Annotated in this window: 15 protein-coding genes and 1 riboswitch; of the genes, 3 read left to right on the top strand and 12 right to left on the bottom strand. The window is 39.4% G+C overall.

Translation table 11 applies throughout. The annotated features are described in order from the left end of the window. Positions 1 to 186: 186 nt before the first annotated feature. From MHI18_RS21205 to MHI18_RS21185, 5 genes are all read right to left on the bottom strand, one after another. Positions 187 to 1,380, bottom strand: a complete 1,194-nt coding sequence (locus MHI18_RS21205; RefSeq protein WP_340850366.1) for an ABC transporter permease — start codon at positions 1,378 to 1,380, stop codon at positions 187 to 189. Then, positions 1,377 to 2,057: an ABC transporter ATP-binding protein gene (locus MHI18_RS21200; RefSeq protein WP_340850365.1), complete on the bottom strand. Its 681-nt coding sequence runs from the start codon at positions 2,055 to 2,057 to the stop codon at positions 1,377 to 1,379. The genes MHI18_RS21205 and MHI18_RS21200 overlap by 4 nt, the downstream gene beginning before the upstream one ends. Further along, positions 2,054 to 3,169, bottom strand: a complete 1,116-nt coding sequence (locus MHI18_RS21195; protein ID WP_340850364.1) for an efflux RND transporter periplasmic adaptor subunit — start codon at positions 3,167 to 3,169, stop codon at positions 2,054 to 2,056. Before MHI18_RS21195 ends, MHI18_RS21200 begins: the two co-directional genes overlap by 4 nt. Beyond that, positions 3,166 to 3,831 carry a YIP1 family protein gene (locus MHI18_RS21190; protein WP_340850363.1) on the bottom strand — a complete coding sequence of 222 codons (666 nt, stop codon included), beginning with the start codon at positions 3,829 to 3,831 and terminating at the stop codon, positions 3,166 to 3,168. The genes MHI18_RS21195 and MHI18_RS21190 overlap by 4 nt, the downstream gene beginning before the upstream one ends. A gap of 114 nt (positions 3,832 to 3,945) precedes the next feature. Next, entirely contained in the window at positions 3,946 to 4,848 is a 903-nt protein-coding gene (locus MHI18_RS21185; protein WP_340850362.1) for an AEC family transporter, read from the bottom strand. Between the two features lie 241 nt (positions 4,849 to 5,089). On the opposite strand from MHI18_RS21185, the gene ade reads away from it, so the two are divergent. Continuing rightward, positions 5,090 to 6,838 (top strand): adenine deaminase, encoded by a 1,749-nt coding sequence (gene ade / locus MHI18_RS21180; protein ID WP_340850361.1) that lies wholly within the window; start codon positions 5,090 to 5,092, stop codon positions 6,836 to 6,838. 64 nt (positions 6,839 to 6,902) lie between these two features. On the opposite strand, the gene MHI18_RS21175 is transcribed toward ade, so the two are convergent. Continuing rightward, on the bottom strand, positions 6,903 to 7,835 hold the full coding sequence (locus MHI18_RS21175; protein ID WP_340850360.1) for a phosphotransferase: 933 nt from the start codon (positions 7,833 to 7,835) through the stop codon (positions 6,903 to 6,905). A 186-nt stretch (positions 7,836 to 8,021) separates the two neighbouring features. Here MHI18_RS21175 and MHI18_RS21170 point away from each other — a divergent pair, with 186 nt between their 5' ends. Beyond that, positions 8,022 to 9,071, top strand: coding sequence for a lactonase family protein (locus MHI18_RS21170; RefSeq protein ID WP_340850359.1), 1,050 nt, complete (start codon positions 8,022 to 8,024; stop codon positions 9,069 to 9,071). Between the two features lie 184 nt (positions 9,072 to 9,255). Beyond that, positions 9,256 to 10,218 (top strand): D-2-hydroxyacid dehydrogenase, encoded by a 963-nt coding sequence (locus MHI18_RS21165; RefSeq protein ID WP_340850358.1) that lies wholly within the window; start codon positions 9,256 to 9,258, stop codon positions 10,216 to 10,218. A 109-nt stretch (positions 10,219 to 10,327) separates the two neighbouring features. Here MHI18_RS21165 and MHI18_RS21160 read toward each other — a convergent pair whose 3' ends face one another. From MHI18_RS21160 to MHI18_RS21135, 6 genes are all read right to left on the bottom strand, one after another. Continuing rightward, positions 10,328 to 10,711, bottom strand: a complete 384-nt coding sequence (locus MHI18_RS21160; protein ID WP_340850357.1) for a hypothetical protein — start codon at positions 10,709 to 10,711, stop codon at positions 10,328 to 10,330. Between the two features lie 414 nt (positions 10,712 to 11,125). Then, positions 11,126 to 12,349 carry an aspartate kinase gene (locus tag MHI18_RS21155; RefSeq protein WP_340850356.1) on the bottom strand — a complete coding sequence of 408 codons (1,224 nt, stop codon included), beginning with the start codon at positions 12,347 to 12,349 and terminating at the stop codon, positions 11,126 to 11,128. A gap of 153 nt (positions 12,350 to 12,502) precedes the next feature. Next, entirely contained in the window at positions 12,503 to 12,796 is a 294-nt protein-coding gene (locus tag MHI18_RS21150) for a DNA ligase LigA-related protein (RefSeq protein WP_445670055.1), read from the bottom strand. 473 nt (positions 12,797 to 13,269) lie between these two features. After that, positions 13,270 to 13,409: riboswitch (cyclic di-AMP (ydaO/yuaA leader) on the bottom strand. Positions 13,410 to 13,816: 407 nt separating this feature from the next. Next, the gene (locus MHI18_RS21145; protein WP_340850354.1) at positions 13,817 to 14,917 is read right to left on the bottom strand and encodes a DUF2515 family protein; all 1,101 of its coding nucleotides are present in this window, start codon (positions 14,915 to 14,917) and stop codon (positions 13,817 to 13,819) included. 126 nt (positions 14,918 to 15,043) lie between these two features. Then, positions 15,044 to 16,525, bottom strand: coding sequence for a carboxylesterase/lipase family protein (locus MHI18_RS21140; protein ID WP_340850353.1), 1,482 nt, complete (start codon positions 16,523 to 16,525; stop codon positions 15,044 to 15,046). 314 nt (positions 16,526 to 16,839) lie between these two features. Further along, positions 16,840 to 17,512 (bottom strand): PTS fructose transporter subunit IIC (locus MHI18_RS21135; RefSeq protein ID WP_340850352.1); only part of this gene is annotated, 673 nt, incomplete at its 5' end.

The following is a 17,512-nucleotide window of genomic DNA, read 5'->3' as shown; positions in this document are numbered from 1 at the left end:
CATACTGCTATGAGTATTTTTGTTCAAGACTCCCTCTATTGTAAAACTCTTATGCAGAAAAATCATATTTTAGGATTCTAGATCAGACATACTTTTTGCAGAATTTCTTTCAAAAAAGTGAATTTAGGAGAATTTTAGCTGTTTTTGCGCTTTCCCAAGAAATAATTACCCATTCCATCATATCGTTTACTCATAACGCAATGACTCAATTGGGTTAAGTTTCGCTGCCTTATTCGCGGGAAGAAGACCAAAAACAATTCCAATGATCATCGAAAATACGACACCGCCAAGAACTACCTGCCAAGAGATTAAGGAAGGCCAGCCGGCAAAGAAAGAAATTAGAGCGGATGTACCCCACCCAATCAATATACCCACTATCCCACCGATTAATGTTAAGGTCATTGATTCGATTAAAAATTGGGTAAGCACCTGTTTCCTTGTTGCTCCAAGCGCCATTCGAATGCCAATTTCTCGTGTCCGTTCCGTAACGGATACAAGCATGATATTCATAACACCGATACCACCGACGAATAAGGAAATACCAGCAATACTTCCGATGATTAATGTCATGATGTTGGTAATCTGTCCTATGCCTTGAGCAATTTCCTCCATATTAATGACTTGATAGGAATCCTCTGTACCATGAAGAAGATTAACCTTTCTGGCAGCTGTTTGCCCAATCTGTTTGATTTGGTCAGCAGACTCTGCTTGTAACGTTATTTGCGTAATGTCATTTTTAGCAAAAATTGTTTTCCAGGTGTTGTATGGAAGGTAGGCTTCAACTGATCCGAAAGCTAATAAGCCAGTTGGTTTCTCTAATACACCAATGATTTCAACAGGCTGCGCACCAATTCGAATGATTTCTCCAATAGGTGATTTGCCTTCAAAGAGTTCTTCCTGCATAAAGGAACTAATCAGAGTAACTCGGCGGCCGCTGATGAAATCTGAGGCTGAAAATCCTCGTCCTTTTGCTATTTCAATATCATTTACATCGAGGTAAGCTTGGTTTATACCAATTGCCGAGCTGTCCGAGTTTTTTTCACGAAAGCGAACTGTTGAAAAGGCAGAGCTCGTTGCCACAACTTGCTTTACACCAGGAATCGTTTCCACAACACGAATATCTTCTTGGGAAAAGGGGGCTTGATTATAGATGTTTGGATTGGCAGCAATTTCTTCGTTCGATGGCTGATAAAACAGTTCAATCGTGTTGCCTGAACCGGCAATTTGTGATTTCAACATTGCTTCCCCGCCTTGACCGATTGCGACAACGATAATAACTGCTCCAACACCAATAATAATCCCAAGCATTGTTAACAGCGATCGCAGCTTATGAGCCTTTAACGAACTAACTGCCATGAGCAGATTTTCCATTACGCTCATGTGATTCCTCCTGATCCAGAGATAATTCGTCCATCTCTGACGGTAATGGTCCGCTTTGCATAAGAGGCAATTTCTGCTTCATGGGTAACAAGGATAATGGTAGCTCCTTCATCATTCAACTTCGAAAACTGCTCCATAATTGTCTCACTTGTTTTTGAATCCAGAGCTCCAGTTGGTTCATCCGCTAGAAGTAACTTCGGCTCATTAACAATGGCTCGGGCTATTGCAACCCGTTGTTTTTGTCCACCCGAAAGGGCATTTGGCAAATGGTCCATTCGATCAGTTAGTCCAACCTTTCTTAAGGCTTCTTCGGAACGATCTCGTCGTTCTTTCTTCGAGATGCCAGCATAAATCATCGGCAGTTCAACATTTTTCAGTGCCGATAATCTCGGTAGTAATTGAAAATGCTGAAACACAAAACCAATTGATGAATTTCGTATACGTGCTAATTCTTCATCTTTATAAGATGCAACGTTTTCTCCAGCAAAATAATAATTTCCGCTCGTTGGTGTATCCAAACAGCCGATCAAATTCATTAGTGTTGATTTACCTGAACCTGATGGACCCATGATTGCTGCAAATTCGCCTGTCTGAATGGTCAGATTGATGTGTGATAAGACATGTAGATCTTCTTTTGCTATTTTATAGGATTTGATAATATTCTCCATGATAATCATTGTATATCCACTTCCATACCGTCCTTTACGTTTGCAGCATCTGCAGCCACTCTTTCCTTACTTGAAACACCGCTTAGTACTTCCAGCTGATCCTTTGCCGTAATTCCAATAGTCACTTCCTGTTTAGCGGCTTCCTGATTCTTTAGTTTATAAACGTACTGTTTTCCCTTTTCTTCAAATACTGATTCCATGGGCACGACTAGTGCTTCTTTTGATTCTGTTTCAATTTCCATAAAGAGCTGGAACCCAGGCTTCAAAATATCATTGCTTTTCAACCGAACGGTGATAGGGTATTGTACAGCTTGTTCACTTCCCTGAACGGTTGTATTCTTATCAGGGAGTGCAGCGATATGTGAGATTTCCCCAAACCACTCCTTATCTGATACAGCATCAGATTTTAGTGTAACAGCCTGCTTATTCTTCACTTTAAGTGTGTCATATTCTGAAAGGACCCCTTTTACCACCATGCTGTCAAGACTGCCTATTCTAATGAAAGGCTCGGTATTCCCTGGAAAACCTTCTGCTTGTGCTTGATCAATCGACAGGATGGTTCCTGTGATTCGACTACTGATGGTTAACTCTTTTTGTTGTTTTCTTAGCATGTCCTGCTTTAGCTTCAGCTGCTTTAAATCAAGGTTTGCCATTTTTTGTTCCGATGAGAGCTGCTGACGTTCAGGCTTAATTAGTTTCTCAGTTTCTTTTTTACTTAGTTGTTTTAGGCTGTCTTTTTCTTTTTCTTTAAGATCTGCAACTTGTTGGTTAAGTTGATTTATCTTAATGGCCGCCGACGCAATCGCTAATTCATTTTGGTCGTATTCAAGTTCCATTTGAGGGTTCTCAAGTGTTGCAAGTACTTGTCCTTTTTTTACTGTTTGTCCTTCTTTCACCGTAATCTTCTTTATTTCTCCCCTATCAGCTGAATAAAAAATGTCCTGAGTACTTTCTAATTCTACCGTTCCGGGAATCATCAAAAGCGAAGAGATGTTTTCAGTTTGAACCGTAACAGCCTTGACTTCAGGTGTTACAGCAAATGCTTGACGATACACGCTTATTCCGATCATTAGGGTGATTGCGAGGGTAAGACTGATACCAATCCATACCTTCTTTCTCATGAGGTCAGACCGGTGAAAAGAGTTCCCATAAAGGCTAGACCAACGGAAAAAAGTAAGGTAAGAATGACAACTACCCATGAAGCCGTTTTCGAAAAGTCAGCCGTTTTTTGGAGTCCGAATCCTAATAGTACAGCGGACCAAATTGAAAACAATTCAATCGAGCCTAAAACAGCTGAATCGCTGTTTAGCACACCCGCAAGACTGGTGAAATAAATGGTTGATGATTGATCAATAGCTATACCCACAGCTGTATTTAAAATAAGACCGAGGGCAGAAATGACCATGAGGTGAATATTCATAGAAAATAACTGCTTGAACGTTACACCTGATCGAACAATTTTGGCAATAAGTAATAAAATGACGCTGGAGAATAATGCACCTAGACCAGCACTTAAAATACCCGTAATCACGGCGGTTACTTTACCGATTAATATGGCGATATCAAGCTCTTCCCCGCTTAAATCCAACCCTTCATAAATCTGATCCATTGTGAAAGTCGTTAACCACATGCCAATAATAAACAAACCAGTGACAATGGTTAAGGCCATTGCAAATGCAGGATTATACCGCATTTTCACGAATTGTGCCGACGGGCTCCCAATCATCCCGAGTATGGATGGTTTTTCCTTTTCATTTTCATTGACTTGTTTGACAGTTTCCATTAGTAACACTCCTCTATAAAATTTTTTTCCATACTAGTTTTACGGAAATGATTGGAAAAAGTTTCAAATAAAAAATCACTATAACTCTTTTTAAGAGTAGTAGTGATTTACTAATCAAATAATGAAGTTCAGGAGGATGGGCAGCGTCACTAAGCTCAAAATCGTACTGAATAAGGTCGTACTTGAAACAAATTCCGGATCTGTATCAAACTGCATCGCATACAGCGTGGTGTTAGCTGCTGTAGGCATAGCGGCCATAATGACCATGATTTGTTTAACAAGGTCATCTACTGGAAGAATGAGTGTTAGACCGTATGCGATTAATGGAGAGATGACAAGTTTTAGAGTCAGCGATAATGATAATTTACGATAAGCTAATTTTTTAACAGAAATGTTCGCAAGCTGCATGCCTAGGGTAAGCATAATGGTTGGAATCGCGGCATCTGCAACGAGATTAACAGCTTCTACTAATGATTGTGATAAGGTAATAGAAAAATAGTGAAATACACCTCCAATGATCCCCCCGTATACGATTGGCATCCGCCGTACAGCAAGGATTGCTGATTGAACTCCATCCCCACCTGGGCTTCCCTTCGCTGCATAATAGATCCCGACTGTACACATCACTACCTGTTGAATCACCATTAAGATAATCGCATAATCAAGTCCTGCAGCTCCAAATAATAAAAAGACAACAGGTGTACCGTAATTTCCATTATTCATGAATGAAGAAGCCAGTATCATCGCACAGGTATCGCGTACGGAATAGTTCTTAATAAAAGCCACTGCATAAACAATGCTAATCAGTGCAAAGCATAGACCAAATGTATAGATAGCGAGATACCCATATGATGCATTAAATTCAGTGTTGTAAAAGGTGCGGAAAACTAAAACGGGTGACATTAAATAAAGTGCCATCGTGGAAATGGTTTTGGTATCAAAATGAAACTTCTTTTGACCGATGAACCCAAGAACGAAAATACTAAAAATCGGTAGAATTACACCTAAAAACTCCATAAAATCACCTTGCATTCAGTAAGATACCTAACCTTATCAAAGATTCTGAAATTTGTAAAAGTAATTGCGTACTTTTCATTTTTTAAAATTAATTTTCTGTTTTTTTGATTCATTACATTATTGTATGGTATAGTAATTTTTAAAAAATTATGGAGGTAAACGGTACAAAATGTACGCTTACCAGCTTTCTTGTATGTAGGTTTTTCTGACAAATATTTAGAGTGAACAAGGGGGCTATATGATGAATGCAGCAATGTTATCAAGGAGAATTTCGGTAGCGGCTGGCAAGGAGCCCGCTGATTATGTTATTAAAAATGGAAAAGTTGTCGATGTCTTTAATGGGGAAATCTATGAAGCGGATGTAGCGGTTGTAGATGGCTATTTTGCCGGAATAGGATTCTTTCATGGCAAAACAACCATTGATGCAAAAGGAAAATATATCTCTCCATCTTTCATTGATGGCCATGTTCATATTGAATCCACCATGGTGTGCCCTGCGGAATTTGCTAAAGTACAACTCTTACATGGAGTCACTACAGTGGTAACAGATCCACATGAAATAGCCAATGTTGCTGGAATTACCGGTATTGAATTCATGCTTGAGACAACAGAAGGGATTCCGCTTGATGTTTACTTTATGCTTCCCTCCTGCGTTCCTGCAACATCGTTTGAACACGCTGGAGCAAAACTTGAAAGTGATGATCTCCGTCCTTTTTATCAACATCCTCGAGTACTCGGTCTTGCTGAGGTAATGAACTTTCCCGCTGTCTTGAACGGTGACCCCTCTATGGTCGCAAAATTAACTGACGCCCATTTGGCAAATAAAAAAATTGATGGTCATGCTGCTGGGCTCACGGAAGAACAATTAAATGTTTATACCGCTGCCGGTATACAAACGGATCATGAATGCACAACTGCTGAAGAAGCCAGGGCTCGTCTCCGTAAAGGGATGTACTTGATGCTTCGGGAAGGTACAGCTGCAAAGGATGTGAGAAATCTCCTTCCTGCTGTTACAAGTAAGAATGCACATCGCTGTCTATTTGTCACTGATGATCGCCATCTGGATGATATTTTACAAGAAGGCAGCATCGACCATAACGTACGTCTCTCTATTAAGGAAGGAATTCCAGCAACAACCGCTATTCAAATGGCAACACTAAATGCAGCAGAATGTTTTGGATTAAAGGAGATTGGAGCCATAGCCGGCGGGTATAAAGCAGATTTTCTTCTTTTAACGGATCTTGATGACATTGTCATTGATTCCGTTTATAAAAATGGGAAACTGGTGATGGAAAAAGGGGAACTTATTAATTCCGCTGAATCGACCCTCCCGACTTCTGTAAATGAACTGATGAATAGTATTCACTTTCCAACTTTGAAGGAATCTGATTTACATATTCCTCTCACTGGTCATACAGCGAATATTATTACCATTATCCCTAACAGCCTACTTACGATTCACGACAAAGCCGAAGTAACACGTGATGAAATAGGAAACTTCCTTCCTTCAACAGAACTGGACTTACTCAAACTAGCTGTAGTGGAACGACATCATAACACTGGACAAATTGGGCTGGGAATTGTAAAAGGCCTGGGACTTACTTCAGGCGCCATTGCAACAACCGTTTCTCATGATTCACACAACCTGATGACCGCAGGTGTAAATGACTTAGATATGTTAATGGCTTCACAGGAAATTAAAGATATGCAAGGGGGGCTGGTTGTCGTTGATGGTGGAAAGGTGATTGCACGTCTTAACCTTCCAATTGCCGGATTGATGTCGACCAAAAGCTATGATGATGTGTATACTTCTTTGGAAGAATTGAATGCGGCCTTATTGACAATTGGCGCTTCACAACACTTCAATCCTTTTTTAACACTTGCTTTTCTTGCCCTTCCGGTTATACCAGAACTTAAGCTAACCGTTCAAGGCCTGTTTAGTGTAAGCAGCTTTCAGCATATACCAGTTGATATCAATGAAAAGGAATAAATAGCTCCTTCCATAAAAAAAGAGACGGTCCACTAGGTCATCTTCATGACTAGCGACAGTCTCTTTACCCTGCTAATTTAGTTAGACATTGCGTTAAATTTGTTACACTTTCCCCCAATTGCAACCTAAGCTGTTCGTTGGTCCAAGGGGTTTTATTGTTTTCCAAATCACTGACAATTAAGGCGATCATCCATGTCGAAAAGACAGCTGAGTAGAGATAATATTCCCTTCTAAAGGACCTAGCTTTTAATTGCGGTGAACCATCCAGATAAGTGGTTAATAACGTTTCCCGTATTTCAGTGGTCATGGATTTAGGAAACACTGGATGCGACATATCAATGACATGATACAAATCCCAAAAAGGGCTATTTAAATGAGCATGCTCCCAATCGAAGACGACGACCCGATTACCGATATAGGCATAATTCCCAAGATGAAGATCACCGTGGGATAATACGGGAGGAATCGTAAATGTGAAGTCCTTAATCAAGGTATACATATTCATCATGCTTGCTTCTTCCACATGTAATTCGCTGAGTATGCGCAGAATGTCTGTTTTATTCTGAAAAAGATCACACACTACTTCTTCAATGAAGGGCTTTGGACCAATTAATTCTGCTCCGTTTAGATAATCCGTTGACATCCTGTGCCAACCTGACATTAAATGAATGACCTCACAGGCTGCTTTCTCATTAAACGTATGTGACAGTTTCCCGAGATCTTCAAGAACAATCCAACTTTTCTGTTCTTCTGTTTGAACAGAATGGGCGAGGATTTTTGGATAAATAGATGGCAGCTTAGTAAGGATATGCTCGTAAACCCATAATTCCTTACCAAACTGCTTCTGATTAGTCAGCGGTTTAAAAATATAGCTGTCATCGGCCGTAAAGATACGCTCAACACTCTGGCCATTCATTCCTTTATAGATATATTCTCTTTTTACAATTTGCACCCCGTTTAGGAAGGGAAACTGTTCTACTGGTTGACAACTGCTCATGGGTACACCCCGTTTTACACTTACTTTTTAAAAGTTAATTATACAGATAAAGATTCTAGATTTCCATAAGATATGTGTTAGTAATCGTTATAGATGGGTAAATAATAAATTCAAGAGCTGAGGCTGCTTCTTTGATAGAGACTTATGGTAAAATTAACACATCCACATACAAGGAGGAACTTTATTATGGCTATCTATACGGGATATATTGGTACGTACACAAAGGGTGACAGTAAAGGGGTTTACAGCTTTACACTTGATACAGAAAGTAAAAAGGTTGAAAACATTAAGCTTGCAGCGGAGCTAGGAAGTCCTACATATGTAACAATTAGTAAAGACGGGAAAACATTATATGCCGTGGACAAACAAAATGATAAAGGCGGAATCACTTCCTTCAACATTGATGCTGATACAGCAGCTCTTACTCAATTAAGTACACACGTTTCTGGAAGCGGTTCTCCGTGTCACGTTAGTGTCGACAGCGGCAAACAATATGTGGTCACAGCCAATTATCATAATGGAAAAATAGAACTTTATAAAACAAATATAGAAGGAAAAACATCCGCGATTGTCTCTATGAATCAGCATTCCGGATCAGGACCGAACACTGAACGTCAAGATGGTCCGCATGCACATTTTTCAGGATTTACTCCAGATGAAAAATATATAGTTGCTGTAGATCTTGGTACGGATGAAATTATCACGTATGAAATTAAAGAAGATCAACTACACGTAGTAAATGTTCTTGCTGTGAAACCGGGAAGCGGACCTCGTCATATTGAATTTCATCCAAATGGAAAATTCGCATATGTAATGACGGAACTTAGCAACGAAGTGATTGCCCTAGCGTATAACCCTGAAAACGGAGTCTTTACGGAGCTTCATTATATTTCAGCAATCCCTGCTGATTTTACAGAAAACAGCCAAGGCAGTGCCATTCACGTATCTCCTGATGGGAAATTTGTTTATGCTGGAAACCGAGGACATAATAGTATTGCGGTCTTTAGTGTAACAGAAGAAACCGGTGAATTGACCTTTATTGAACATGTCTCTTCTGCAGGAGATTGGCCTCGGGATTTTGAAATCGATCCGAGCGGACAATTTATTGTTAGTTCAAATCAAGAGTCAAGTAACCTTGTCCTCTATGCTCGTGATACCGAAACAGGAAAGCTTTCTTTGCTTGGAAGTGATCTGCCTGTTCCTTATCCTGTATGTGTGAAATTTTTAAAGAGTTAATAGACTTAAAGCTGACTGCTCGATGGTCAGCTTTTTTTCTTGTAAGTAAATTCACGGATTACACAGGAATTTTGCTCGTAAGTATGGAATTCAGATAGTGATACAGTTTTTTAAAGTACTCATCAGAAGACCTCCCTACAATCATTGAAGGATTGTTCTAAGAGGATACAAAGGAGATAAACCCATGACAAAAAGAACCTTACTACTTACGCATGATGTAGATGCAGCTATTCTTTCAGAAATTCAAGCTATTATCCCTGAATGGGAAGTTACGGCTAGTCGTGATCCCGAGGTGTGGGAAGGTAGGTTGAACGATGCGGAGATTATCGCTGGATGGAACAAGCGCTTAAGGGAACCCGTAATAAGTGCAGGCTCTAAGGTACGTTGGATTCAAACTTGGAGTGCAGGAGTGAATAACCTCCCATTAACAGAATTACAGCAGAAAGAAGTAGTCGTTACAAGTGCTAACGGTGTTCATGCGTTCCCTATTTCAGAAACCATCTTTGGACTGATGCTGGCCTTAACCCGTAAAATTGATACATATGTTAAAAATCAGCAGCAAAAGAAATGGCATCATGCTAATATGAAGCTTGAAATTCACGGCAAGACAATCGGAATTATTGGTGTCGGTGCTATAGGCAGTGAAACAGCAAAGATTGCAAAAGCCTTCGGTATGACTGTGCTTGGAATCCGCCACTCAGGAAAAGATGCAGAAAATGTAGATGAAATGCGAACACCAAATCAGTTAAATGAAGTATTGTCGCGTTGCGATTATGTTGTTGTGACCCTTCCACTCACTGAGGAGACCAAACACATGTTTAAAGCGGAACAATTTGAACAAATGAAGGATACAGCATACTTCATAAATATTGGCCGCGGTCCTATTGTTGTCGAAGCGGATCTTATCAATGCATTGAATACTGGCCAAATTGCTGGTGCTGGATTGGATGTATTTGAAGTAGAGCCCCTGCCGGAGAATAACCCACTTTGGGATCTTGAACAAGTGATCATTACCCCTCATACGTCCGGTTCAACTGAGTTCTATGACCAGAGGCTGCTGCAAGATATTTTCATTCCTAATTTAAAGAAGTATATCGAGGGTGAACAACCTGCGATTAACCTGCTTGACTATTCGAAAGGATATTAAGGAGTAAAGCCTTATCTGCATGTAAAACTGTACCCTATAGAGTAGACACTTAGAAAATGTCTACTCTATAGGGTATTTTTGTTACACCCCCCATTAAGTTTTTTAGTAACTAGGTGCCGCTTGTTAACAGCCAGCTATAGCTGTAACAACCCGATTTACTAAGGATGACAAAGTCGGCTCCCATTTTTTTATATAGAGTAGAATATTGTTGATCATGAGTGACAACAAACAACTTATAAGGTTTGAACTCTATAAATACTCTTACAAGATTTATTCCATCTAACAGAGTATTAGGGAATAGATAAACACAGTTAGCCTGCAATGATTTATGAACCATTATTCCATCACAGTCCTTCAGGTTACTTGTAGGCTTAAACCACTCTTCATCATAGTCTAAAGTTTCTAAGTCACTTGTATCCGTGTGGGTGGCCCCTATACTTTTCTTTACAGATTTAAATAATTTTCCTTTTCCAACAAGCAGTACTTTTCCCATACAATCCACCCCATTAGTACTTTCTCTTATTAATTCTCAATCTGCATTCTTTCTATGAAAGAGAAGCCTGCCTGTTGAAAATATAAAAAATAGACCAATGCTTACTCTTTCCCCATGTATGCCGCTAAGCATCCCAGCGTTAACCAATAAGATTCAAACATTGATTAGTAGATACATAGCAAAGCAAACCTATAAAAGTAGAGAAAAGTACTCATTGGTTTACTTAACTCCTAGCGATCATGTGCTTCCTTTGCGTGTCTGTCCTCTATGTTCCTTTTTCCTATTTTTCTTATATATGCTACTCAATCCTTGTTTTTTTATGGTAGTCTTTTTTTACATTCTAAGTTGTTTATTTATCTTCTTATCTATAGAAAAGCTTTGTGAAAAGCCGAATATATTCTTTGTACTATTGAACTAATGTAAAACCGCCTCTTTTAGAAGGACGTCAAAACCAAAAACACTGTGAAGGGTCCGTACTGCTCTTTCTGACATATCTTCGGGAATAATACAGGAAACCTTCATTTCTGAATGGCTAACCATCTTAATCGGAATATGCTCGGAAGCCAATGCTGTAAACATTCTTGCAGTTGCTTCGGGATTTGAGACCATTCCTGATCCAACGATAGAAACTTTCGCTAAACCTACTTCCGTATTGAGTTCTTCAAACGCGAGTGTTGTCTTATTGGATTCGAGTAAATCCAATGTACGTCCCAAATCTTCTATCGAAACAGTAAAGGACAAGTTAGTTAACGAAAGTTCATCTGAGCACTGGGTTATGATATCTACATCAATATGGGATTTCACCAAAATTGTAAATAAAGAAGATAATGCATCAAATTTTTTAATTGTAATTTTCGCGATATGATCTTTGTGAGTCACTCCGCATACCAACTTTGCTTCCATATCCACATCCCCCTCTATTAAGGTTCCCTCTTCATCAGAAAAACTAGATCTTACCATTAACCGAACATTATATTTTTTCGCACACTCTACCGCACGGGGATGTAAGACACTCGCGCCTAATGTCGCCAATTCCATCATTTCATCTAAGGATATCCTAACTAATTTCTTGGCTGTAGGCACAATACGTGGATTGGCAGAAAAGACTCCGGAAACATCTGTATAAATTTCACATAAGTCAGCCTTAATGCTGGCAGCCAGCGCAACTGCAGTTGTATCCGAACCCCCCCGACCCAGAGTAGTAACTTCTCCGTCTTCCGTAATTCCCTGAAACCCTGCCACAATGACTATGGTACCTTTTCGAACAAGATTTACTATTTTATCGCTGTGAATATGGACGATTCTCGCTCTATTGTGAACGGTATCTGTCATAATCCCAGCTTGCCATCCTGTTAAAGAAACAGCAGGATAGCCTTTACTTATCAAAGCCATAGCAAGTAAGGATATGGAAACCTGTTCGCCTGTTGCTAACAGCATATCCATTTCTCTTCCCGCTGGGTTGGGAGACAATCGCTCCGCCATATCTACTAATGAATTGGTGGATTGACCCATCGCTGAAACAACCACGACTACATCATTACCTTTATTTTTCGCCTCCACTATACGTTCTGTTACCATCAGAATTCTATCAATACTTCCAACCGAGGTGCCGCCGAATTTTTGCACGATAAGTGGCAATATTCATCTTCCCCTCTATCTAATTATCCCACCCATTTTACCCTTTAATTAAATCCGTAAATACGGTACAAACGATAAAACGTATCATTAGCAAAACATGTACGTTTATCGGGACTTCTTGGTCCACACACCCTCTATGAACCCCCGTTCCTGCTATTGATTGCCCTTGATACTAGCTTGATAGCGCAATAGATGTAACGCCTTGTCTTGAATCCATACCTGGTCAAGCTTAAGACAATCGGCATCCTTCAAATGGACACCTTTGAAGTCCACATGCATGTTGGCTCTTTCCGCTTCAGCAGGATTGTGATCTTGTAGGTGACTTAACTCCTGTACCCATTCCTCATATTGATCGTCTGAGACAATGCGTTGATTCATGCGATAATCGATATAGCAAAGAACCAGCACCTGCCTCCTTCGCCTGATAATCTGGGCGACGATATCCATGTCAATACCATTATCATCTAGCAGATTAAACGGTTCCTCAAAATTCATCATACTACCCCATCTTCCCTAATAAACTATTATTCTGGTCACATTCCTTCAGGTTTCTTGCAGGCTTAATCCCTTTTCCTCATTGAATTTGTACCGTTCCAATGACTTCTCGATTGATAGTTAACTGTTGTAAACAACAAATAGACCAATGCTTACTTTTCCCCTTGATAGGCAATGTAATATCCATCCATGTCCGAGTGGTGATACAGGTCTCGGAACCTTGTATGTTTTACAAAAACCATAAAATTAGAGAAAAGCAATCATTGATCTACTTAACGCCCAGCAAGCTTTACGCTCTCTTTGCGTTCTGTCATCCATGATAGTATTCGATTTATAGGCATAATAAAAAGACCTATGTTAGTGTCAGAACGGTTTAGCTGTAAAAAAAGCAACAACAAAAGCCTCCTGATCAAGGCGGTCTTTATGACCTCCTTCGCTTTAGCCGACGAAGTTAGCTGACGGGTAGGATGGCGAAAGAGTTTCTCATCCCTTTTGCAAATGCAAAATTAACCCCAAAATAGTGGTTCCTCCGTTCTCAATACGTGAGATTAGGCCGCAATTAAATTGTATTTTATTGGAATTATCATACTCCCATCCTTCATCACTTGTAAACCCCCATGGGATAGTAAATATGCTCAAAATCATCCATATTCATTCGTTTTCATTTAATTTCATGGCTAAAACACTATATATTTCTATAAAACTTACTATTTCAAGTTATATTAATCATTATTTCAAATTGGATGAACAAGAATTTAGATTGGAATATCATAGTGATATCAAAAAACGTAGGAACGACTAGGAGTATTTATTGTGAAAGTTGGAAGGGCGACTCTTATCGCCCAAATCCGACAAATTACTTTGTAAGCGTTGATTAGAGAGTGATCTTTTCCGTATTGCACTTGTTTTAGTAAAGTATTTAAAAAGTATGCGAGAATACCAGTTTGACCATAATCGTGTAACACCTCTCTATTACTGGATGAACTGCTTCGTTTGATTGATTAGTTGCAGTATCGAGGTATGATCAAAAGCTTTCTTTGTCAAATCAGTCATTTTCAGTTTAGGATAAGAGTGTAACTCTCCGATAGATTGATCGTTTACAAACCAATCATTTATAGGTAAATAAGATAAAGCAGCATCAGTCCACGCATCTTGCAAAACGGGACTATAAAGTCGGTTTCTTTTATTTGTAGAAAAAACACCGCTCCAGTAATCCGAACGTGAACCAGAGTGCGGAACGTCACAAGAAAATTCGAGACATCCCTGCAACACATTTATATCCTGAAATAAAAGCCGATAGAGTTTTTTACCGATAAGAATTCTACTTTTCGGATCTGCAAATCGTTTAACGACTAAACCTGTCAATCTTGTCAGCTCATATTTTTTTTGCTGATACGGAAACAGAACCATTGTGAACCCCAAGTTCTCTTGCAGTTGAAAATCAAGTCGTTTCATGATTTGACTATGTGGAGGTCGTGTTATCAAACGCTGCTCTAGCATCTGCTGTTCATTAATAATCATTGCAATCGTTAGTAATGAAGATTTTCTATTATGAATAAACAGGTCCCATATCGGATGCATAAAGCGAGATACATGAAAAATAGCAAGGAATTTACTCAAGTCGATTCGTTGCTTCACCGCATAACTATATAGCAACAACTGTGGATAAGCATCGGCAAAAATGGCTGCATTAGCGTCTTCTAGAAAATAGAAAAACTTCTTTCGCTCTGTTTCTGTGAAAAGGTGGTTCATTAAATCGCTCTTAAGATCAGTCATATGGTAACCACCGTTACGAGATACAAAATGGGCAAGCAATGCCCAATGAATCTCAGGGTGTTTAATATAAAAAGACAAATAAGCTTCTGTTCGTGTGAGATTATTACGATTATATTTCGTGGTTTCAGCTCGAATGGCTTTAATTATTTTCGTTTCATTTGGAAGCAAAGCGATACTGTGCTCACTAGGTTGTTCATATTCAAACAATAATTTCTGTTTAAGTTCTTCAAACTCTTTTACAGGTAATACTGTTTCATTTTCTTGTGTATCAAAGAACTGAAGGAAGCACGATTTCAACTTAATAACTCTTCCTCCTCTCAACAAACAACCTTTTCTTTTATATATGTAGAAACAATTTTTTGGCCGCTTATACCATGGCGAAAATACAAAAAAAAGTCATCCTCGAAAGGATGACTTTTAGGGTTATCTAGTTTTTGTGCTAATTGCTTGTTCCCATAGGAGTCGATTACTGCTGTCAGGATCATGTTCCACTCGGCTTTCACGATCAAATAGCAAGGTTGTTCGTTTATCTAAGTCATACGGCGGCCAGTGAACCATGCTTTGTTCATCTGGATTCCCTGTTCGAATAAAAGCAATCCAGGCTTGGTGAATTTGATCGGCTAGTAACTGTTCTTCAGGTGATCCGGCAAGAAACGGTACGGATTTGCGAAGATTATTCCAAACAAATAAGAGCTCGAGTGCATGAAAGGCTTTCATTTTCCCTTCAAAAATAGGGCTTTCATAATCAAATCGATACATCCAGACGGGTGCTCCTTGCTTGATCTGTTGTTCAGCTAGTTGAATTGAAGGATAAGTAAATAAATTGAACGTCATCACTTGATCATAAAGTTCATGAGTTAACGGTGACTCTTTAAAAGAAGGGAAAAGTTGTGACCAAACAGAACCCAGTGATTGTTCAAAACGTGTACGTATTTCTTTCTCGTCGATCGTACGCCAGCTTTGATCAAAAAAGCTGAACAAATTATGTTCATCACGGTTTGTTCCAATTAATATGGGAATATTTTTGGAACTGCCAGCTGCGAGTGCTTGATCAGGATTTTGAGGCAGATACTCACCATCTACAGTCGGACACCATGTTGTGACATCGGCTGCTGCCTCTAAAAGATTATCAACGGGAAGGTCTTCTAAACGTGATAAATCGTTTTCTGTTAGTTGTAATTGATTTAAAATACGTTTAGCTGTATCTGTTGCTTTTTGTTTTGTTTGATACATATTTGGTGGACAGCTTTGTAAAATTGCTTGTTGAAAGAGGCCCTTAGCTGAAGGCATGGCAAGTAAAGCAGCAACACTCATAGCTCCAGCTGATTCACCAGCAACGGTAATTTTATTCGGATCTCCCCCAAATGCTGTAATATTATCATGTATCCACTCCAAGGCAGCAATCTGATCAAGAATACCGCAATTTCCAGAAGCTGCATATCTTTCTCCCCCTAGTTCTCCTAAATGAAGAAAACCCAAGATGCCTAGACGATAGTTGAGGGTAACAACAACGATATCCCCCATTTCCGCAAACGATTCACCGTTATATGCTGGAGAAGAACCTGAGCCATTAGTAAAGGCACCTCCGTGAATCCAGACTAATACGGGCCGTCGTTTTTCATCCGGTGATGGCGACCAGATATTAAGATAGAGACAATCTTCACTTGAATCCATTGGGTTGTCACCTAAAAACTTCATAATTTCACGGCTTTTTTGTACTGACACGCTACTGAAATCTACTGTCTCTCGCACGCCTTGCCAAGAATCAGGTTTTTCTGGAGCCATAAAACGAAGTTTGCCTAAAGGGGGTTTAGCATAAGGTATTCCTTTCCAAACTAAAACATTGCCCACTGATTTTCCATTGATTGAACCATTGGTCGTTTTAACTAATGCATCATCAGTCATCGATCTATCCCCTCTCTTCTATCAGACTAGGATTTCTTCAAGTAGTTCGACATCGATTCCTTAATTCCCTTTAACTGGTAAATCATTTTCTTATTGATAAACATTTGAGTATGAAGTGTTAACATGCGATGAGATTTAATAAATATTCTATCGAGGTTATTCTTGAAATAAAGGTTTAGTTTTGTTCTTATTATTCGTTTTTTACGTAACTCAAAAATACCTGCAGGGGTATATGCGTTAATAAAAAATTACCTTGCTCTTCCCCCCCATAGAAAAAAGGTCGATTTCGCTATGAAATCGACCTTTTAACACACTTATAGTTGTTTCTTTTTCCAAAATCCAAGTAACAGTGCTGTAATTAAGGAACCGATTACAATGGCAAGTAAGTAAAGAACTGGGTGATTAACCAATGGGATAACAAAGATTCCACCGTGAGGCGCCGGTAAAGTAATTTTAAAAGCCATGGATAAACCACCAGCTGTTGCCGCGCCAATTACACTGCTGACAATAACACGAATTGGATCCGCCGCGGCAAAAGGAATCGCTCCTTCTGTAATAAAAGATGCACCCATAAAGTAATTCGTAAATCCTGATTTTCTTTCTAGTTCACTGAATTTATGTTTGAAGAATGTGGTAGCTAATGCAATACCCAGCGGTGGTACCATCCCCCCTGCCATAACGGCGGCATGTGGTCCAAAACTTTGCGCTTCAATGGCAGCGATGCCAAATGTAAATGCCGCTTTATTAAGTGGGCCGCCCATATCGACTGCCATCATTCCAGCAAGCAGAATGCCTAAAAGAATCGCATTTGAACCGGATAAACTTTCAAGCCAACTTGTTAACCCCTGATTAAGTAATGTTACCGGTTCATTTATCACCATAATCATGAGTAAGCCTGTAATTAACATCCCGAAAACAGGATAGAGTAGTACGGGTTTAATCCCTTCAAACGCCTGTGGTAATTTTGAAAACAGCTTTTTTAAGCTT

This window comes from Peribacillus sp. FSL H8-0477 (assembly GCF_038002765.1).
Classification (GTDB): Bacteria; Bacillota; Bacilli; order Bacillales; family DSM-1321; genus Peribacillus.
Note: the sequence above shows the minus strand (reverse complement) of the source record. Positions and strands in the feature narration are given on the sequence as shown.